The 18,962-nt window shown below is 67.5% G+C and carries 21 protein-coding genes; 5 read left to right on the top strand and 16 right to left on the bottom strand.

Going from position 1 to position 18,962, the window contains the following annotated elements; genetic code table 11:
- Window positions 1-156: 156 nt before the first annotated feature.
- The 9 genes from recA to ABV606_RS10280 form a co-directional block, all read right to left on the bottom strand.
- On the bottom strand, window positions 157-1,233 hold the full coding sequence (gene recA, locus ABV606_RS10320; RefSeq protein WP_281489519.1) for a recombinase RecA: 1,077 nt from the start codon (window positions 1,231-1,233) through the stop codon (window positions 157-159).
- 362 nt (window positions 1,234-1,595) lie between these two features.
- Entirely contained in the window at window positions 1,596-1,823 is a 228-nt protein-coding gene (locus tag ABV606_RS10315; RefSeq protein WP_353987649.1) for a DUF3046 domain-containing protein, read from the bottom strand.
- A 23-nt stretch (window positions 1,824-1,846) separates the two neighbouring features.
- Window positions 1,847-2,155 carry a helix-turn-helix domain-containing protein gene (locus tag ABV606_RS10310; RefSeq protein ID WP_281489517.1) on the bottom strand — a complete coding sequence of 103 codons (309 nt, stop codon included), beginning with the start codon at window positions 2,153-2,155 and terminating at the stop codon, window positions 1,847-1,849.
- 163 nt (window positions 2,156-2,318) lie between these two features.
- Window positions 2,319-2,876: a CinA family protein gene (locus ABV606_RS10305; protein ID WP_422785394.1), complete on the bottom strand. Its 558-nt coding sequence runs from the start codon at window positions 2,874-2,876 to the stop codon at window positions 2,319-2,321.
- 12 nt (window positions 2,877-2,888) lie between these two features.
- Entirely contained in the window at window positions 2,889-3,527 is a 639-nt protein-coding gene (gene pgsA / locus ABV606_RS10300; RefSeq protein ID WP_281489516.1) for a CDP-diacylglycerol--glycerol-3-phosphate 3-phosphatidyltransferase, read from the bottom strand.
- Window position 3,528: 1 nt separating this feature from the next.
- On the bottom strand, window positions 3,529-6,333 hold the full coding sequence (locus tag ABV606_RS10295) for an FtsK/SpoIIIE family DNA translocase (RefSeq protein WP_353987647.1): 2,805 nt from the start codon (window positions 6,331-6,333) through the stop codon (window positions 3,529-3,531).
- 125 nt (window positions 6,334-6,458) lie between these two features.
- On the bottom strand, window positions 6,459-8,135 hold the full coding sequence (locus ABV606_RS10290; RefSeq protein ID WP_353987646.1) for a ribonuclease J: 1,677 nt from the start codon (window positions 8,133-8,135) through the stop codon (window positions 6,459-6,461).
- A 53-nt stretch (window positions 8,136-8,188) separates the two neighbouring features.
- Window positions 8,189-9,166 (bottom strand): 4-hydroxy-tetrahydrodipicolinate synthase, encoded by a 978-nt coding sequence (gene dapA, locus ABV606_RS10285; protein WP_281489513.1) that lies wholly within the window; start codon window positions 9,164-9,166, stop codon window positions 8,189-8,191.
- Between the two features lie 10 nt (window positions 9,167-9,176).
- Window positions 9,177-9,845: a DedA family protein gene (locus ABV606_RS10280; protein WP_281489512.1), complete on the bottom strand. Its 669-nt coding sequence runs from the start codon at window positions 9,843-9,845 to the stop codon at window positions 9,177-9,179.
- A 137-nt stretch (window positions 9,846-9,982) separates the two neighbouring features.
- Between ABV606_RS10280 and ABV606_RS10275 the strand changes: the two genes are divergently transcribed.
- Complete coding sequence (locus tag ABV606_RS10275; RefSeq protein ID WP_353987645.1) at window positions 9,983-10,327, top strand: ArsR/SmtB family transcription factor; 345 nt, start codon at window positions 9,983-9,985, stop codon at window positions 10,325-10,327.
- Window positions 10,324-12,012: a SulP family inorganic anion transporter gene (locus ABV606_RS10270; protein ID WP_353987643.1), complete on the top strand. Its 1,689-nt coding sequence runs from the start codon at window positions 10,324-10,326 to the stop codon at window positions 12,010-12,012. Before ABV606_RS10275 ends, ABV606_RS10270 begins: the two co-directional genes overlap by 4 nt.
- An 82-nt stretch (window positions 12,013-12,094) precedes the next feature.
- Here ABV606_RS10270 and ABV606_RS10265 read toward each other — a convergent pair whose 3' ends face one another.
- Both ABV606_RS10265 and ABV606_RS10260 read right to left on the bottom strand, forming a co-directional pair.
- Window positions 12,095-12,589 carry a dihydrofolate reductase gene (locus tag ABV606_RS10265; RefSeq protein ID WP_353987642.1) on the bottom strand — a complete coding sequence of 165 codons (495 nt, stop codon included), beginning with the start codon at window positions 12,587-12,589 and terminating at the stop codon, window positions 12,095-12,097.
- Window position 12,590: 1 nt separating this feature from the next.
- The gene (locus tag ABV606_RS10260; protein ID WP_353987640.1) at window positions 12,591-13,442 is read right to left on the bottom strand and encodes a thymidylate synthase; all 852 of its coding nucleotides are present in this window, start codon (window positions 13,440-13,442) and stop codon (window positions 12,591-12,593) included.
- A 106-nt stretch (window positions 13,443-13,548) separates the two neighbouring features.
- Here ABV606_RS10260 and ABV606_RS10255 point away from each other — a divergent pair, with 106 nt between their 5' ends.
- The gene (locus ABV606_RS10255; protein ID WP_281489507.1) at window positions 13,549-13,977 is read left to right on the top strand and encodes an OsmC family peroxiredoxin; all 429 of its coding nucleotides are present in this window, start codon (window positions 13,549-13,551) and stop codon (window positions 13,975-13,977) included.
- Between the two features lie 111 nt (window positions 13,978-14,088).
- On the opposite strand, the gene ABV606_RS10250 is transcribed toward ABV606_RS10255, so the two are convergent.
- Together ABV606_RS10250 and dapB are read right to left on the bottom strand one after the other, a co-directional pair.
- Window positions 14,089-14,541 (bottom strand): hypothetical protein, encoded by a 453-nt coding sequence (locus ABV606_RS10250; protein WP_353987638.1) that lies wholly within the window; start codon window positions 14,539-14,541, stop codon window positions 14,089-14,091.
- Entirely contained in the window at window positions 14,538-15,290 is a 753-nt protein-coding gene (dapB, locus tag ABV606_RS10245) for a 4-hydroxy-tetrahydrodipicolinate reductase (RefSeq protein ID WP_353987637.1), read from the bottom strand. The genes ABV606_RS10250 and dapB overlap by 4 nt, the downstream gene beginning before the upstream one ends.
- 40 nt (window positions 15,291-15,330) lie before the next feature.
- Here dapB and ABV606_RS10240 point away from each other — a divergent pair, with 40 nt between their 5' ends.
- A complete protein-coding gene (locus ABV606_RS10240; protein ID WP_340309603.1) occupies window positions 15,331-15,813 on the top strand; it encodes a GNAT family N-acetyltransferase in 483 nt (160 codons plus the stop codon).
- 31 nt (window positions 15,814-15,844) lie between these two features.
- Here ABV606_RS10240 and ABV606_RS10235 read toward each other — a convergent pair whose 3' ends face one another.
- Complete coding sequence (locus ABV606_RS10235) at window positions 15,845-16,447, bottom strand: histidine phosphatase family protein (protein ID WP_281489503.1); 603 nt, start codon at window positions 16,445-16,447, stop codon at window positions 15,845-15,847.
- 55 nt (window positions 16,448-16,502) lie between these two features.
- Window positions 16,503-17,858 carry a M16 family metallopeptidase gene (locus ABV606_RS10230; RefSeq protein WP_353987635.1) on the bottom strand — a complete coding sequence of 452 codons (1,356 nt, stop codon included), beginning with the start codon at window positions 17,856-17,858 and terminating at the stop codon, window positions 16,503-16,505.
- 219 nt (window positions 17,859-18,077) lie between these two features.
- Here ABV606_RS10230 and ABV606_RS10225 point away from each other — a divergent pair, with 219 nt between their 5' ends.
- Window positions 18,078-18,665 carry a TetR/AcrR family transcriptional regulator gene (locus ABV606_RS10225; RefSeq protein ID WP_353987634.1) on the top strand — a complete coding sequence of 196 codons (588 nt, stop codon included), beginning with the start codon at window positions 18,078-18,080 and terminating at the stop codon, window positions 18,663-18,665.
- Window positions 18,666-18,728: 63 nt separating this feature from the next.
- Here ABV606_RS10225 and ABV606_RS10220 read toward each other — a convergent pair whose 3' ends face one another.
- Window positions 18,729-18,911: a hypothetical protein gene (locus ABV606_RS10220; protein WP_281489500.1), complete on the bottom strand. Its 183-nt coding sequence runs from the start codon at window positions 18,909-18,911 to the stop codon at window positions 18,729-18,731.
- Window positions 18,912-18,962: the final 51 nt, after the last annotated feature.

Here is an 18,962-nt window from a genome sequence, read left to right as displayed (position 1 = left end):
GGGTGACGCTGCATTGACGCGTCGGCTCCAGGGTGCAGAGAAACGAGTGGCGCGGGGGTGCGCTCCTCGTGCACGATGCGGTGCCGAGCCGGCCTTGCCGCGGCCAGATCGATGACCGGGGCAAGGCCGTCACGCTCGGTGGTCGGCGACACAGGCTCAAGCGCCCTTGCGCGCCGCGATCTTCGTCTCGATGGAGTCGACCTTGCCGCCTTCAGCGGCGGCCGCCGCCTTCGCTTCGGCGCCGACACCGAGCTTGACGAGGATCTTGCGCTCGATCTCGGCGGCGATGTCGGGGTTCTGCAACAGGAAGTTGCGCGAGTTCTCTTTGCCCTGTCCGAGCTGGTCGCCCTCATAGGTGTACCAGGCGCCCGACTTTCGCACGATGCCGTGCTCCACGCCGAAGTCGAGCAGGCTGCCCTCACGAGAGATGCCGACGCCGTAGAGGATGTCGAACTCGGCTTGCTTGAAGGGCGGCGCCATCTTGTTCTTGACCACCTTGACGCGAGTGCGGTTGCCGACCGCTTCGCTGCCGTCTTTCAGCGTCTCGATGCGGCGGATGTCGAGGCGCACCGAAGCGTAGAACTTCAGGGCCTTACCGCCGGATGTCGTCTCAGGGCTGCCGAAGAAGACACCGACCTTCTCACGCAGCTGGTTGATGAAGATCATCGTCGTACCAGTGGAGTTGAGGCCACCCGTCAGCTTGCGCAGCGCCTGCGACATGAGGCGTGCCTGGAGCCCGACGTGCGCGTCGCCCATCTCGCCCTCGATCTCGGCCCGGGGCACGAGGGCCGCGACCGAGTCGATGACGATGAGGTCGATCGATCCCGAACGCACCAGCATGTCGGCGATCTCGAGCGCCTGCTCTCCGGTGTCGGGCTGTGAGACGAGCAATGAGTCGATGTCAACGCCGAGCTTCTTCGCATACTCGGGGTCGAGGGCATGCTCGGCGTCGATGAAGGCTGCGATACCGCCGTTGCGTTGAGCGTTGGCGATCGCGTGGAGCGTGAGCGTCGTCTTACCCGATGACTCGGGCCCGTAGATCTCGATGATCCGGCCTCGCGGCAGTCCACCGATGCCGAGCGCGACATCGAGCGCGATCGAGCCTGTGGGGATGACTGCGACCGGAGCCCGCTCTTCGCTGCCGAGCCGCATGACGCTGCCCTTGCCGAATTGCCGGTCGATCTGGGCGAGTGCCGCTTCGAGCGCCTTTTCGCGGTCGGATGCTGATGGCATTGCTGTCTCCTCTGAGATGGTGGCTGCTGCCTATAGGCTGTCGATCCACTGTCGGCCGGTGATACAAGGCCCACAGCCTCCCGACAAGGCTGTTTACGGCGGTCGTCGATGTCGATTGCGAATCTAGAAGGGACCACCGACATTCGTCGGGGGCGATCCAGCCGGACCCTCAGTCACGTTCGAGGTACGCCTGTTGAGGAGACTACTCAGTTTCGAACAGTTGTTCGAGTGGCGCGCGGCGTGTCGCGAGCGGGAACTCCGGCATCCGACCGCTTCGCTTCACACGCCAAGGACCACGCCAGCGCGTCAGCGCCGACCCAGCTGCGAGCTGCATCGCCCATTTTCGCGGCGGGCGCGAGAAGTCAGCGCGCCCGCTTGGGCTCGCGCTGACCGACGCCGTGCCATCGCCCGGGCGGCACGTCGTTCTCGCGCGCGAGTGCGAGCCACACCTCACGCGGGGCGAATCCCCGGTCGAGCGCCTGCTCGGCGGTGACGCCGCCGAGCGCAAGCAGAGTCAAGTCGCGTGTCAGAACTCGGCCGTGGGGGCCGAACTCGTCATCGACGGCGACCCAGAACTCAGAACGACGCACTCGCCCGTTGCCAGCGACCGACGTCAGCGGACGGCGAGCGAGTCGTCGAACTCGGCGACGATGTCGTCGGGAATGCTGTCAGGAACACGCGCGAGGCCTTCGACGACGGCGAGCCGGTCGCCCACCTCGCGCATGATGACCGAGATCGGTGTGTCGAGGGCTTCGGCAACCGACGCGAGGATCTCGGAGCTCGCTTCCTTCTGGCCGCGCTCCACCTCGCTCAAGTACCCGAGCGCCACGCTGGCCTTGCTCGCCACCTGTCGCAGCGTGCGGCCCTTCTGCAGGCGGAAGTCGCGAAGAACGTCGCCGATCTCATGACGCACCAAGATCATCGGACTCCTCCTCCTTCGTGTTCGCTCATCACTGCCAGTCTGCGGCGGGTCTGCCAGACTACAACCCGTTTGCTCAAACTCTAATCACTCTCACTGGGACGTGCTTGAGAGAACAACGTGATCACTGGGCCGCATATTCCCTGACCCGATCCGGGAGGAAGCGTCACAACCGAGTCGCGAGCGCCGCGATCGCCTCACTCACGGTGCGGGCTCGGATGCGGTCGCGTCCGCCGTCGAGCTCGAGCCGGATCGCCTCAACGGTGTCACCGACCGCGACGCCGATGAATACCGTGCCGACCTCTGCATCGCCCTGGGGGTCGGGCCCGGCCACGCCGGTGGTGGCGATCCCGAGATCGGCGGGCCGACCGTCGATCGCGACCGCCCTGCGCACGCGATCCGCCATCTGCCGGGCCACTTCGGCATGGACGGGGCCTTCGCGCTCGAGCAGCTCGCCGTCGACTCCGAGCAGGTCACGCTTGAGCTCGGTCTGGTACGCGACGATGCCGCCGTTGACGACCGCTGAAGCACCCGGCGGACGGACCAGCTCCGCGGTCAGCAGCCCGCCGGTGAGCGACTCGGCCACGCCGAGGGTGAGCCCGCGAGCGCTGAGCTCGGCCATGAGCGCAGCAGTGTCGGGCGAAGCGAGTTCGGCGACCGAGGGGTCGATGGAGGGCGACGAGGGTGCCGCGGTGCCGGGTGTCCAGGAAGGTGCGTCACTCATGCCGGCATCCGTTCACTCATCGTTCCTTTCAAGACCGCCTGCTCCGTCGCCGGCAGCGCCACGGTTCTCGTTCCAGCCCCGCACGAGATAGTCGAGGCCCGACGCGAGGGTGAGCACCACCGCTACGGTCATGGTGACGCCGTTGAGCCAGTGCACCCACTCCCCCAGCACGATCCACAGCGGGAGCATGGCCAGCGAGATGGCGATGCCCTGACTCACCGTCTTGATCTTTCCGCCGCGCGACGCCGGGATCACGAGCCCTCGCCGCAATTCGACGAGCCGCCACAGGGTGATGCCGAGCTCCCGGACGAGAACGATCGCGACGACCCACCACGGCAGTTCCCCGAGCATCGCCAGCCCGACCAGAGCCGCACCTGTCAGCCCCTTGTCTGCGATCGGATCGAGGAGCTTGCCCAGGTCGGTGATGAGGTTGTATCGGCGCGCGATCGCGCCGTCGATGCCGTCGGTGGCGATCGCGACGATGAAGAGTGCCGCAGCGACCCAGCGGGCGGTGTCGTCTCTTCCGGCATCCGCGATCAGCAGCCACAGCATCGCCGGAATGAAGCAGATGCGCACCACCGTGATGATGTTGGGTGCGTTCCAATTGCTGGGCGGAAGCGCCTGCGCCCCGGCGTCGCCTCGGTTCGTCATGTCAATCGCGCCCGGTCAGCTGCCAGGCATCCTCGTCACCCTCGGACTCGTCTTCGGGGTACCCGCGGGTCATCTCGTCGACAGGGTCGCCGCCGTACGGGTCGTCGTCGGGTGCGGCGGAACTGGAGGAGCCGTTCGCTGCGCCGGCGGTGCTCGCGGCCGCGGGCGGCTCTTCGCCTCGCAGACGAGCGAGCACCGACGGCAGCTGCTCGACCGTGACGAGCACGTCGCGCGCCTTCGAGCCTTCGGAGGGGCCGACGATCTCGCGGCTCTCGAGCAGATCCATGAGGCGGCCCGCCTTCGCGAAGCCGACGCGCAGCTTGCGCTGCAGCATCGAGGTCGATCCGAACTGAGTGCTGACGACGAGTTCAGCAGCGGCGAGGAGCAGCTCCAGGTCGTCACCGATGTCTGCGTCGATCTGCTTCTTTTCAGCGGCCACCGCCACATCGGCCCGGTATTCGGGGCGAGCCTGCGAGGTGACGTGCTGCACCACTGCGGCGATCTCGCGCTCTTGCACCCAGGCGCCCTGCACGCGGATAGGCTTCGACGCGCCCATGGGGAGGAACAGCCCGTCGCCCTGGCCGATGAGCTTGTCGGCGCCCGGCTGGTCGAGGATCACGCGGGAGTCGGTCATGCTCGACACCGCGAAGGCGAGCCGGGACGGCACATTCGCCTTGATGAGACCGGTGACGACGTCGACAGAGGGACGTTGTGTCGCGAGCACCAGATGGATGCCGGAGGCGCGGGCGAGCTGGGTGATCCGCACGATCGAGTCCTCGACGTCGCGCGGCGCGACCATCATGAGATCGGCCAGCTCGTCGACGACCACGAGCAGGTACGGGTAAGGCCGCAGCACGCGTTCGCTGCCCGGGGGCAGCACGATCTCGTTGTTGACGACAGCGCGGTTGAAGTCGTCGATATGGCGGAAGCCGAAGCTCGCCAGATCGTCGTAGCGCATGTCCATCTCTTTCACGACCCATTGCAGCGCCTCGGCCGCCTTCTTGGGGTTCGTGATGATCGGCGTGATGAGGTGGGGAACACCCGCGTAGATCGAGAGCTCGACCCGCTTCGGGTCGACCAGCACCATGCGAACCTCAGACGGCTTCGCCCGCATGAGCAGCGAGGTGATCATCGAGTTGACGAAGCTCGACTTGCCCGAGCCCGTCGATCCGGCGACGAGCAGGTGCGGCATCTTGGCGAGGTTGGCGACCACGAAGCCTCCCTCGACGTCTTTGCCGAGGCCGATCGTCATCGGATGCGTGCTCTTCGCTGCGGCATTCGACCGCAGGACGTCGCCGAGCGAGACGATCTCACGGTCGGTGTTCGGGATCTCGACGCCGATCGCGCTCTTGCCCGGGATCGGCGAGAGGATGTTGACCTCGTTGCTCGCCACCGCGTAGGCGATGTTCTTCGAGAGGGCCGTCACCCGCTCGACCTTGACGCCGGGGCCGAGCTCGAGTTCGTACCGGGTGATCGAGGGCCCCCGGCTGAACCCGGTCACCTTCGCGTCGACGTTGAACTGCGTCAGCACCTCAGTGAGCGCCGCGATGACGGTGTCATTGGCGGCACTGCGCGCCTTCGGCGGTGTGCCGGCCGCCAGCGCCGAGGCGGGAGGAAGCCGGTACGGAGTCGAGGGCGTCGCCGGCGCTTCGGCAGGCGCGGTCACCGGGTCGACGAACGGGTCGGTGCCGGAGTCTTCGGTCAAGGGTGCGGCATCCGCCGGCTCGTCATCGAGCATCGCCCGCGCGCCCGGACGCTCACCGGCCGGAGCCTGCTCGGCCGCCGCCCCGTCATCGCGGATGCCGGTTGCAGCCGGTTCGACCTCTCCGGTGAAGCGCTGCACCGCCTCTTCGGCGCGCGTGAGCTCGTCGAACAGGTCGAGGTCGAAGGGTTCGTCGGCGGGCGCAGCAGCGCCGGCCGCACGAGCGCGCCCGGTCGAGGCGATGATCTCGGTATCGCCCGACACCACGGGGCTGTCGAATGCCGGATCCTCTTCGCGACGGGTCTTGTTCCGGCGCCACCAGGGCAGTTGCTCGTCGTCTTCGCCGCTGTCGTCGGAAGTCACGCCGCCGGATGCCTGCTCCTGCGAGGGGAGATCGGCGCCGAAGAGGTAGCTGTAGAGCTCGCGCAATCGAGCACCGACCCGATTCGGCGGCGTCTTCGTGATGATGAAGAGCGAGAGCACCATGACGATGACGATGAGGGGCACGGCGAGCCACTCGGTGCCGAGCGAGATGAGAGGCGCCGCGACGACCCAGCCCACGACACCTCCGCCTCTGGCGAGATCGACCACGCCATCGCTTGGCACGGGCTGACCGCCATACACATGGCAGAGCGCGCTGATCGTGATGAGCAGCAGGCTCAGTCCGATCGCGATGCGCGTGTTATCGTGCACACTCGCCGGATGGCGGAACAACCACGCGGCGAAGAGGACCATGATGACGGGCAGCGCGAAAGCGAGTCGACCGAGCAGCCCGCCGAAGGTCCAGGCGTCGAGCGCGATGGCCACGGGGTCGGTGGGGTTGAACCACTCGATGACCGCCCCGGCGACGGCCAACACGATGAGAAGGAACGGCACGCCGTCTCGCCGCGCTTCCTTCTCCAAGCTCTCGTTGCCGAAGACGCGGAACGCACCGCCAGTCAGATGAGCCAGGCCCATCCAGGCGCGGGACAGGAGCCCTGGTCGCCGCTCCGCCACGGGCGCTGCCGCCGGCAGCCGTTTGGTGGCCTTGGTCACCTGGCGCGTGTTGCTGCCGCGCGCGGAAGTCGCGCGCGCACGCGAATTCGCCTTGGTGTTCGAAGCCATGGTTTCACGGTAGTCGCGGCGGCCGTCAGCGGGTGTGAAGGGGGTGGGCGTGTGCGCGATTCGAGACCGGTGCAGCACGCCGGATCACGCGCCGCCTCCACGAGTCGGCCGCCCCTGCAGCCCAATCAGGCCTCGATGACCACCGGCACGATCATTGGACGCCGACGGTGCTGCGTGTTGACCCAACGGCCGACTGTGCGCCGCACGACCTGCTGATACGAATGCTGGTCGCGTACGCCGTTCTCGGCCGCCTCGCTCAGGGCCTTCACGATCTTCGGTCTCACTGAGTCGAACACGGAGTCGTCCTCCGCGAAGCCGCGCGAGTGGAGCTCGGGTCCGACGATCGCCCTGCCATTCTGCGGGTCGATCGCCACGAAGATGGAGATGAAGCCCTCTTCGGCGAGGATGCGCCGATCCTTGAGGTCGGCATCCGTGATCGTGCCGACGCTCGAACCGTCGACATACACGTAGCCGAGATCCAGTTGCCCCACCATGCGCACGACGCCATCACGCAGGTCGAGCACGCTGCCGTTCTCGGCGATGAACGTGTTCTCCGCCGGGATGCCGGTCTCGATCGCCAACTGGGCGTTGGCCGTGAGGTGCCGGAACTCGCCGTGCACCGGGAGCACGTTTCGAGGCTTCAGGATGTTGTAGCAGTAGAGCAACTCGCCAGCCGCTGCATGGCCCGAGACGTGGACCTTCGCGTTCGCCTTGTGCACGACCTTCACGCCGAGGCGAGTGAGGTTGTCGATCACCCGGTACACGGCGTTCTCGTTGCCCGGGATGAGACTCGAGGCGAGGATGACGGTGTCGCCCTCGCCGACCTCGATCTGATGGTCGCCGTTGGCCATGCGCGAGAGCACCGCCATGGGCTCGCCCTGGGAACCGGTGCTCATGTAGACGATGCGATCGTCGGGCACATCGCCCGCCTTCTTGAAGTCGATCAGCACGCCCTCTGGCACCTTCAGGAAGCCGAGGTCAGCTGCGATCCCCATGTTGCGCACCATGGACCGACCGATGAGCGCGACGCGTCGACCGTTGGCAGCAGCGGCGTCGAGCACCTGCTGCACACGATGCACGTGCGACGCGAAGCTCGCGACGATCACCCGGCGCGGCGCCTTGGCGATGACCGCTTCGAGCACGGGGCCGATGTCTTTCTCCAGCGGGGTGAAGCCCGGGATATCGGCGTTGGTCGAATCCGGAAGGAAGAGGTCGACGCCCTCTTCGCCCAAGCGGGCGAATGCACGCAGGTCGGTGAGCCGATCGTCGAGGGGCAACTGGTCCATCTTGAAGTCGCCGGTGTGCAGCACCATGCCGGCCTCCGTGCGGATGGCCACTGCGAGCGCATCCGGGATGGAATGATTCACCGCGACGAATTCGAGGCCGAAGGGCCCGAGATGCTCGCGTTGGCCCTCGCGGACGGTGAGCGTGTACGGCTTGATGCGGTGCTCTTTGAGCTTTGCCTCGACGAGCGCCAGCGTGAGGGTCGAGCCGAGCAGCGGGATGTCGTTCTTGAGCCGCAGCAGGTACGGAACGGCACCGATGTGGTCTTCGTGGCCGTGTGTCAGCACAATGCCGACGATGTCATCCAGCCGCTCCCGGATGGGCGCGATGTCGGGGAGGATGAGGTCGACGCCGGGTTGGTGCTCTTCGGGGAAGAGTACGCCGACGTCGACAATGAGGAGCTTGCCGTTGAGCTCGTAGACGGTCATGTTGCGGCCGACCTCGCCCAGTCCGCCGAGCGGGATGACCCGGAGCGTGCCTGGTTGAAGGGCGGGCGGCTGAAGTTCTGTGGCTGGCACTGCGGCCCCCTGCGTTCTCTGTGTTTCGGGGCCGTGAGCCCCCGGTCGAAGTCTCAGCGTGTGGTTCCGGCGACCTTGGGAAGGGCACCGCCCGCAGCAGCGTTGCTGTCGGGCCTGAAGTTGTCGAAGTCGACGCCCGCGAGTTCGCCGACGAGCGTGAGGTCGTCTTCGATGAGCGTGGCCTCCCACTCCTCCGGCCCCACGAGCGGCAGTCGCACACGCGGCGTGCTGATGCGGCCGAGGCCATGGAGGATGTACTTCGCCGCCACGGTGCCCGGCACATGCGTCATGGTCGCACGGACGAGCGGCTCGAGGGCCTTGTGCGCGGCGGTCGCGGTGCGCAGATCGCCGGCGTTAACGGCATCCACGATGTGTCGATACGGGCGGGCAGCGATGTTCGCGGTGACACCGATGAGCCCCGTCGCGCCGATCGCCAGGTGCGGCAGAACATTCGCGTCATCGCCGGAGAAGTACATGAGGTCGGTCTGGTTCAGCACGCGGCTCACCTCGCTGAAGTCGCCCTTGGCGTCTTTGATCGCGAGCACGTTCGGGTGCTTGGCGATGCGGAGGATCGTCTCGTACTTGATGGGGACGCCCGTGCGGCCCGGGATGTCGTAGAGGATGACCGGCAGGTCGGTCGAATCGGCGATGAGCCGGAAGTGCGTGAGGATGCCGGCCTGTGTCGGCTTGTTGTAGTACGGCGTCACGATCATCACGCCGTCGGCGCCGGCCTTCTCGCTCGCACGGTAGAGCTCGATCGCGTGCGCTGTCTCGTTCGAACCGCCGCCCGTGATGATCTTCGCGCGGCCGCCGGCGACGGACTTGCCCACCTCGACGAGGCGCAGCTTCTCGGCATCCGTCAGGGTCGACGTCTCGCCGGTGGTGCCGGTGACGACAATGCCATCGGCGCCCTGCTCGATGACATCGTTCATGAGCTTCTCGACGTCGTTCCAATCCACTTCGCCGTCTGCCGTCATCGGAGTGACGAGGGCGACCAGCACCTGGCCGAAGGGATTGTCGATGTGAGTCACGCGTACCAGGTTATCGGTCTGCCGAGGGGCCCGAGACGCGGTCGCGACGGCGGCGCAGGGCCCACCGGATCACCAGCGCGACGACGAGCCCGGCGATCACCGCGTAGACCACGTAGTCGATGTACTGCATGTACTCCTCGACGAGGTGATGCTGTGTGCCGAGCAGCCATCCGAAGCCGATGAGCGCGAGGTTCCAGAGGCCTGAACCGGCCGCGGTGTACAGCGCGAACTGGGGTAGCGGCATCCGCGCGGCGCCGGCCGGCAGCGAGATGAGGCTTCGAACGATCGGGATGAACCGGCCGAAGAACACCGCGCTGCGGCCATGGCGGTGGAACCACGCCGCGGCCTTCTCGAAGTCGTCGCGGTAGACGAGCGGCAGCATTGCGAGCGTGCGGATCGCTCGTTCCTCGCCGTACAGGCGGCCGATCCAGTACAGCGCGAGCGCTCCCGCGACGCTGCCCATCGTGGCCGCGATCACCGCGAGCCAGAGGTTCATCTCACCGGTGTTCGCGAGGTAGCCGGCGAGCGACAGGATGATCTCGCTCGGGATCGGCGGGAAGACCGTCTCGAGGAACACCAGGATGGCGACGCCCGCTTCGCCGAGCGCGGCAGTGAGGTCTAGCACGAAGGCGGTGAGCCCGCCGGGCGTTGGATCGGTGTTCGCGAGGAGCCAAGGCATCGCTCGATCGTAGACGGCTGCCGTGGCGAATCTGCTGAGGCGTGGCGGCCGGCACTGCTGCTGACACCGAACGCGACGGGGCCCGCACCACCCGTGCGCGCCTTGTTGATAGAAGTATCAACTAGTACAATAACTGGATGGTCGAACATTCCGCGCTGCCCGTCGCCGAGGTGAAGGCCGAGCTCTTCAAGTCGCTTGCCCACCCCGCACGCATCCGAGTGCTCGAACTGCTGAGCCATGAGGAGCGGTCGGCCGGCGAACTGGCCGACACGCTCGGAGCCGAGCCCTCACACCTCTCGCAGCACCTGCGGGTGCTTCGCAAAGCCGGGGTCGTCTCGACCCGCCGTGAAGGCACCACGATCGTCTACTCGCTTCGCGATCCCCGGATGGAGCAGATCCTCACGATCGCCCGCGCCATGATCGTCGCGAACTTGCGACACGACCAAGCACTGCTCACGAGTCTCGAAGGAGGAGGCCGATGAGCACGCGAACGGCGAGCGGCTGGGGACGCGCGTGGCGGCACGTGCGCGCACTGCTGCCGGCGGCATCCGACCTGGCCTACGCCCGAAAGGCGCCGCTGCGCGACCTCGTCGCAGGGATGACCGTCGCGATCGTGGCGCTCCCACTCGCACTGGCGTTCGGCGAGGCATCGGGCCTCGGCGCCGCGGCGGGGATGACAACGGCGATCATCGCGGGAATCGTGGCGTCGGTGTTCGGCGGCAGCAACCTGCAGATCTCGGGCCCGACCGGCGCGATGACCGTGGTGCTGCTGCCAGTGGTGCACCAGCACGGAGCCGGCGGGGTGCTGCTCGTCGGCCTCATGGCAGGAGTGATGCTCGTGATGCTGTCGCTCTCGGGCGTGGGCGGCTACGTGCGGATGCTGCCGACCTCACTCGTCGAGGGGTTCACGGCCGGCATCGCCGTGGTGATCGTGCTGCAGCAGGTGCCGAACCTGCTCGGCGTGAAGGGCGGTGACTCGCACCAGGTGCTGGCGATCGCCGGCGATGCGGTGCTGCAGTGGTTCCAGTCGCCGCAGTGGGCGCCTCTGGTCATGGCGCTCGTTGTCGCCGCGGTGATCCTCATCGGCGCCCGCCTCAAGCCGATCGTGCCGTTCTCGCTCATCGCGATCGCTGTCGCGACCCTCGTCGCAGAATTGGCCCACCTCGACCTCGCGCGCATCGGCGCGATCCCGGCGGGGCTTCCCCTTCCGACCGCCGACTTCATCGATGCCTCACGCATCGCCGCCCTGCTGCCATCGGCATTGGCGGTCGCTGCGCTGGCCGCCCTCGAGAGCCTGCTCAGCGCGACCGTCGCCGACTCGATGAGCGTGAACGAGCGACACCACCCCGATCGTGAACTGTTCGGACAGGGCTTGGCGAACATCGCTGTGCCGTTCTTCGGCGGCGTGCCTGCGACGGCCGCCATCGCCCGCACGGCCGTGAATGTGCGCGCCGGCGCGCGATCCCGCACTGCGGCCGTGGCGCATTCGCTCGTGCTCGCAGGCATGGTGTTCGTCGGCTCTGCGCTCGTCGCGAAGATCCCCTTGGCGGCGCTCGCAGGCGTGCTGGTCGCGACCTGCGTGCAGATGGTCGGCGTCGGGTCGATCAAGGCCCTGCTCAAGTCGACGCGCGCGGACGCCGTGGTGCTCGTGCTGACGCTCGCCATCACCGTGCTCGTCGACCTCGTGGCCGCGGTCGTCGCCGGGGTGATCGTGGCAGCGCTGCTCGCGCTGCGCAGCGTCGCACGGGCGGCACGAGTGGAGCAGGTGCCGCTCGAGCAGGATGCCGGTCCGAGGCCGCCCGAGCTCAGCCCGCTGCTGGATGAGCACATCGTCGCCTACCGCTTCGACGGCCCGCTCTTCTTCGGTGCGGCGCACCGGTTCCTGCTCGAGCTCAGCGAAGTGGCCGATGTCGACGTGGTGATCCTGCGGATGTCGCGCGTGACGACCCTCGACGCCACAGGCGCGAAGATCCTCGACGACGTGATCACGAAGCTCGAGCGGAAGGGCATCACCGTGCTCGTCTCTGGCACCCACCCGGAGCACAGCCGCACATTGCAGACGCTCGGGGTGGCGCCGCAACTGCGGGACAAGGGCCACGTGTTCTCGACCACTCCTGAGGCGATCGCCGAGGCCCGGCGCATCGTCGCGGAGCGGCACTCGAAGTAGGCACTCGCGGGCTCGCCTGTGCTCGCGGGGCGTCAGGCGTGAGGCGTCGGGCGTCGTCGTCGTCGTCGGGCGTCGGGCGTCGTCAGGCGCGCTCGTACGTGCAGAAGCGGTACCGGATGCCGTTCGCCGCGGTGTGCCATCCCGCATCCGGCTCGCGATGCTGCAGGGCCCACTCCGCACCGATCTCGGGCGCGAGCGTGTCGCCCTCCACCTCGAGGTCGAGCTCGGTGACCACGAGCCGATCGGCCAGCCCGATCGCGTCTCGGTACAGCTGTCCCCCGCCGATGACCCACACCGTCGGCTGCTCGCCGGCGAGCGCGATCGCCGCGTCGAGCGAATCAGCGCGCTCTGCACCGGCATCCGCCCAGTCGGTTCGGCGGGTCACGACGATGTTCCGACGCCCTGGGAGAGGTCGGAATTTCTCGGGGAACGATTCCCACGTGCGGCGACCCATGATCACCGGCGAACCCATCGTGGTGCGGCGGAAGTGCGCCAGGTCTTCCGGCAGGTGCCACGGCATGGTGCCCTGCGCGCCGATCACACGACCACGCGCTTGCGCCCAGATGAGCCCGAGCATGTCAGACGGCGACGGCGGCGCGGATCGCCGGGTGGTGCTGGTAGCCCTCGATCACGAAGTCGTCGTACTCGTAGTCGAAGATGCTCGGACGCTCGGCTGCGATGCGCAGCGTCGGATACGGGTACGGGTCGCGCGTGAGCTGCTCGGTCACTTGTGCGACGTGGTTGTCGTAGATGTGGCAGTCGCCGCCCGTCCACACGAAATCGCCGACCTGCAGGCCGGTCTGCGCCGCGACCATGTGAGTGAGCAGTGCGTAGCTCGCGATGTTGAACGGCACGCCGAGGAAGAGGTCGGCGCTGCGCTGGTACAGCTGGCACGACAGCTTGCCGTCGGCGACGTAGAACTGGAAGAGCGCGTGGCAGGGCGCGAGCGCCATGCTCGGGATGTCGGCCGGGTTCCACGCCGACACGATCAGCCGGCGCGAGTCGGGGGTGCGCTTGATGTCGTCGATCACCTGGGTGATCTGGTCGAGCTGCTCGCCGCTCGGCGTCGGCCAGGAGCGCCACTGCACGCCGTAGACGGGCCCGAGCTCGCCCTCGGCATTCGCCCATTCGTCCCAGATGCTCACGCCGTGCTCCTGGAGCCAACGCACATTGCTGTCTCCGCGCAGGAACCACAGCAGCTCATAGGCGATCGACTTGAAGTGAACGCGCTTCGTGGTGATGAGCGGGAACCCCTCGCCGAGGTCGAAGCGCAGCTGGCGTCCGAACACGCTACGCGTTCCGGTGCCGGTGCGGTCCGTCTTCGGCGTGCCGTGCTCAAGGGTGTCGCGCAAGAGGTCTTCGTACGGGGTGCGCACGGGTGCCTGCGGAAGCCCGGAGTGCTGGAGGGAGTGCGGAACGCTCGACGCCATGGGACGAGGCTACCTGGCCCGCATCGGAATCCCCCGGCATGCCGTCCCCTGCCATTCAGCCGGGCCCGGCCATAGGCTGGAGGTCCCCAGCGTAGAGGAGGCCGTGATGGCTGTGACCAGTGAAGCCACGACCCTGTGGTTCGGCGATCTGATGAGTGGCAAGGGAACGACTTCGCTCGACACGTCGGATGCCGGCGAGTTCCCAATGACGTGGAAGGCGCGCGCCGACGGCGAGACCGGCATGTCGACGCCCGAGGAACTGATCGCGGGAGCGCACAGCGCGTGCTTCTCGATGGCGTTCTCGAACATGCTCGCCGAGAACGGCACTCCCCCCGAGAGCCTGCAGGTGACCGCGGCGGTCACGTTCGGCGGCGGCGAAGAGGGCATCACCGGTAGCCACCTGCTCGTCAGCGCCAAGGTGCCGAACATCGATGAGTCCGACTTCCAGCGCATCGCGGAAGAGGCCAAGAAGGGTTGCCCGGTCTCGCGGGCGCTCGCCGGCGTGAAGATCACGCTCGAGGCGAGCCTGGCGTAGAGCGTCGCACGGCGGCATCGTCCGCGAATGACGAGGGGCGGCATCCGACCAGGGATGCCGCCCGTCGTTTCTGTTCGCGTCCGGCCGGCCGAAGCAGCGGAAGGGGCACCGTCAGCGGGCCGGTGCGCCCTCGGCTCGCGCGAGTTCGATCGCCCGGCGCGTGGCGTGCCGCGCACGCTTGCGGTCGCCCGCTGCGTCGTAGACGATGCCGAGCCTGAACCACGCGCGCCAGGAGTCGGGCTCCGCCTCGACCGCCTCACGGAACTTCGGGAACAGCGCGTCGGCGGCCGCTCGGTCGGGCCGTCCGCTCGGCTGCAGCGGCACGGCGTCGGCGGGGAGCGCTCCCTCGCGCTCCAGCCGGCGCGCAAGGCGCTGAGCGCGCAGCATGAACCGGACCTCGACGAACAGGCCCCAGGCGCCGAGCAGCGGCAGCACCGCGAGAGCGACCCCGAGCACGATGAGGATCGGGTGGCCGTCGGTGATCATGATCACCGCGTACTGCATGGTGAACGCCAGGTACAGCACGAGCAGCAGCGACATCGCGACGACGCCGGCACGCGTCATGAGGGCGAGGCTCCCTCGTCGTCAAGCCCCAGGAGCCGGTCGAGCCCGACCACCACACCGCGGGTCTTCGGCAGCGCCCGCAGCGCCAGCATGATCCCGGCCTCGTACGCGGATGCCGAGAGCGTGTCGTGCTGGATCATCAACTGCTCGCCCGCCCCGCCGAGGATGACCTGCTGCCGAGCCGCCACTCCATGCATCCGAAGACTGTGCACGGGCACGCCGGCGACCTGCTGGCCCCGCGCGGGCTGATCAGCGAACGGCGCATCGACCGGCCCGCGTGCGCCGCGCGCCTCGGTGATGAGTTCGGCCGTGCGCACTGCGGTTCCCGACGGGGAATCGATCTTGTGCTCGTGGTGGGCCTCGATGATCTCCACGGAGTCGAAGAACCTGGCCGCGGTGACCGCGAGCCTCGTCGCGAGCACGCTGCCGAGCGAGAAGTTCGGCACGATGATGACGCCGACCGAGAACTTGCCGCCGATCGTCGTCTCGAGTTCCTCGACGCGCTCGGCCGACCAGCCGCTCGTGCCCACGAGGATCGGAACCCCGTGCGCGACCGCGTACTCGACGACGGCAGGCGACACCTCGGGCACCGTGAAGTCGATCGCGAGGTCGGCCTCCAGCATCTCGCTGAGGTCGCCGGATGAGCCGATGCCGGCCGCGAGGCGGAAGTCGTCGCTCTGCTCGATGAGGCGGCAGGCGAGCGAACCCATTCGGCCGTTCGCGCCGATCACCGCGACTGAAGTCGTCATGCGAGCAATCGTAGTGTCGCGCCCGTAGTGTGATTCTGTGGTGACCTTCCGAGAAGCGACCATCGAAGAGCCCTCGGCTGCGCGGCTGCTGGACGAATACTTCGCCTCACGGGCTGCCGGGTTCCCCGCCGAACTAGGCGAGTACCGCGTCAACCGTCCGAATGCCGACGACTTCGTGCCTCCCCGCGGCGTCTTCCTGATCGTCGAGGGCGAGACGATCGAGGGCGAACCCGGCGATGTCGGCTGCGGCGGCATCCGGTTGCTGGAGTCACCCTCGGATGCCGTTCGCTACGAGGTCAAGCACATCTGGCTCGAGCCCCACACTCGCGGACAGCGCATCGGCCGAGCGCTGCTCGACGAGCTCGAGCGGCGCGCCAGGGCCTTCGGTGCGCAGGAACTCGTGCTCGACACGAATGCGAGCCTGCACGCCGCCAACGCCCTGTACCGCTCGGCAGGGTACGAATCCATCCCGCCCTACAACGACAACCCGAACGCCACGAACTGGTTCCTCAAGAGGCTCTAACCTCGGTGAACGCCTAGAAGGGGTGCTGGTCCTAGAAGGGCTGCTCGTCGGGCATTCCCGTGCGCAGCTCGGTCGGAAGGTGCCCCAGGTCGTTGTGCACCACCAACTGCGGCGGCTTGGCCGACCGCACGCGGATGATGGTCAACCCGCAGTGCGCCTGGTTGAGACCCATCCAGCGCCAGGTCGGCGCATCGAGCGCTTCGCGCACGAACCACGCGATCACGAAGTTGTGGGTGATCAGCAGGTCGTGCCGGTCGTCGCGGGCGGGGCGGAGCCACTCGGCCACGGCATCCGCCATCTGTGCCTCGCCCGCCGCGATCTCCTCCGGCGTCACTCCCCCATAGAAGGACTCGAACGAGGGATGCATCTCGGGGGTCGGCCCTGACGGCACGCAGTCCATGAGCAATGCCGAAGGCTCTGGCTCGAGCGCTGGGAGACGCTCGGTCATGATGCGGGCGGTCTCTTGCGCGCGTTGCAGGGGCGAGGTCCACGCACCCTCGAACGGTACGCCGCCGAGCCGCGTAGCGATCGCCTGCGCCTGACGCACACCCCGACCGCTCAACGGGCCGTCGGGGAGGCCGTGCTCGGCGTCGACCTGTTCGCCGTGGCGCACCAAGTACAGGTATCGCGTCATCGTGTCTCCCCCAGAGTCCCGCGATTCGAGGCGGCTCGCCCTTGTTGGCCGCGCGTCACGCGGCAGCGCTCGCGTTGATCAGCGGCGCCACGGATGCCGCTTCAACCGGCCCGACAGCGGCAATGGCGAGCGGGGCGGCCGCGAGCGTTCGCGCGACGTCGAGCACCCGTTCAACTGTGACCTGCTCGAGTCGGCGCAACGACTCATCGAGGTCGATGAACTCGCCCATCGTGAGCTCGGCTCGGCCCAGGCGGCTCATGCGCGCGTCGGAGTCCTCGAGCGCCAGGGCGGCGGCGCCGGCCAACTGGCCCTTCGCCCGTCGCAGTTCGTCACGGGTGATGCCGTCGTCTGCCATTCGCATGAACTCGGCCTGCATCAACTGAGCGACGTCGCCGAGGCGCGCAGGCGTGCACCCCGCGTACATGCCGAAGACGCCGGCATCCGAATAGCTGGAGGCGAATGAGTGCACTGAATAGGCAAGACCGCGACGCTCGCGAATCTCTTGGAACAATCGGCTCGACATACCGCCACCGAGCACGTTGGTGAGCACGGCGAGCGGCCATCGCTCATCGGCACTTGCCGCGAAGCCGGGCACACCGAGGAACACATTCGCCTGCTCTGTGGTGCGAGGGGTCACCGAGAGCCGGTTGCCGCTCACAATCGTCGCCTGGGAGCCGACTCTCCTCTCCACCGGAACGGCCTCTTCGTCAAGGTTCCAGCCCGCGGCGGTGAGCGCGACCTCCACCGCCGCCACGAGCTCGTCGTGGTCGACCGCGCCGGCGACGGTGATCACCAGGTCTTGCGCTCGGTAATTCTTGCGATAGTGATGCCATACCTCATCGCGGGTGACACCGCGGATGCTGGAGACCGTGCCCCCGATCGGACGACCGAGGTCGTGATCTCCGAAGACGGTCTCGAAGAATCGCTCGGCCGCGACATCGGCAGGATCATCGTCGGCCATGGCCAGTTCTTCGAGGATGACGCCGCGCTCGGTCTCGAAGTCTTCGGGATCGATGCGGGAGTTGGCGAACATATCGGCGAGCACGCTCACGGCCATGAGCAGATCACGATCGCGCACCTTGGCGTAGTAGCAGGTGTGCTCCTTGGCGGTGAGAGCGTTGTGCTCTCCCCCGACCTCGTCGAAGGCGACCGCGATGTCGAGCGCACTCCGCGAGTCGGTGCCTTTGAAGAGCAGGTGCTCGAGGAAATGCGTGGAGCCATAGGTGGCCGGCTGCTCGTCGCGGGAACCGACCGCGACCCAGAAGCCCACGCTCGCGCTGGCGGCGCCAGGCATCCGCTCGCTCAGCACCCGGATGCCACTGGGAAGCACCGTTCTTCGTACCAGGGAACCACCGGCGGCACTGATCGTGAGGTCGGCGCTGTCAAGTGGAAGAGCCACGGCGCTGTTCATTGAATCCACCATATGCCATGCCTCTGAGCAGCGATGGACCGATGGTTCCACCCCTGCATTGGGGTACGCCAAGGAGGGTAGACAGATGTGTCTGTCTGTCCTCATTCATGTATGGTATTCGAGGGTCATTCATGACCCGCGTCCGGACCTCCCCTGCACCCCGGGCGCACAGCAACGAGTCGTGCGGTACCTCGCACATGCACTCACAAGGAGCACGCCGTGGCGATCGAGGCCCCCCCGAGGATCGCCCGGCGTGTCTCCGGGGCCAAGTCGCGCATTCTCGATACCGCTGACGCGCTGTTCTACTCGGAGGGAATCCGCAGCGTTGGCATCGACCGTCTCATCGCCGAATCAGGCGTAACGAAGGCGACGTTCTACAAGCACTACGGCTCCAAGGAGCGTCTCGTGCTCAGCTACATCGAGCAGCGCTCAGCGGTCATGCGCGAGTACTGTCAGCGCATCGCCGACGAGCACGCCTCTCCTGCGGACGCGCTGCGAAGCCTGTTCGCCTGGGCGGGCAGTGTGATCGTCGAGCAGGAGTTCCGCGGCAGTCCGTTCGTGAACGCAGCGGCCGAGTTTCACGAGCCGGGCCACCCCGTGAGACTGCTCGTCGCCGCGCATCGCGATTGGTTCAGCGAATTCCTGCAGAACCGACTGCAGGAGTGCGGGCACCCGCTCTCCGGCGACGGCGCTGACGAACTGCTGCTCGCGTGGGACGGCGCGATGTCGGGCGGGTACGCGGGCGACTCGATCGCCGCGGCCGCCGCCCTGCAGCGTGCCCTGGAGCGCGTGCTCGCCGAACGCTGACGCGCGCGGGCGAACGAAGACACGAAAGGCACCCGGAAACGGGTGCCTTCTCCGCAATCGGCTCTATGCGCCGACGCGCTCGGGTAACGAGGGTGTGCTGTAGAAGAAGACGAAGAGCAGCATCGCCGCCGCGGTGCCGAGCACGAACGACTGGCGCCCCCGCACCAGCGCGCGCTCGATGGATCCAGGCCCGCGGTGACGTGCCGACGACCACCATGGCGAACGGTATGCGACGTGCCTGCCCATGGTGCCCCCTTCTCCTGCGTCCTCTTCGCTTTGCGGTAGTTTCACCCTCGA

The sequence above is a fragment of the Ruicaihuangia caeni genome (assembly GCF_040536845.1).
GTDB lineage: Bacteria > Actinomycetota > Actinomycetes > Actinomycetales > Microbacteriaceae > Ruicaihuangia > Ruicaihuangia caeni.
Note: the sequence above shows the minus strand (reverse complement) of the source record. Positions and strands in the feature narration are given on the sequence as shown.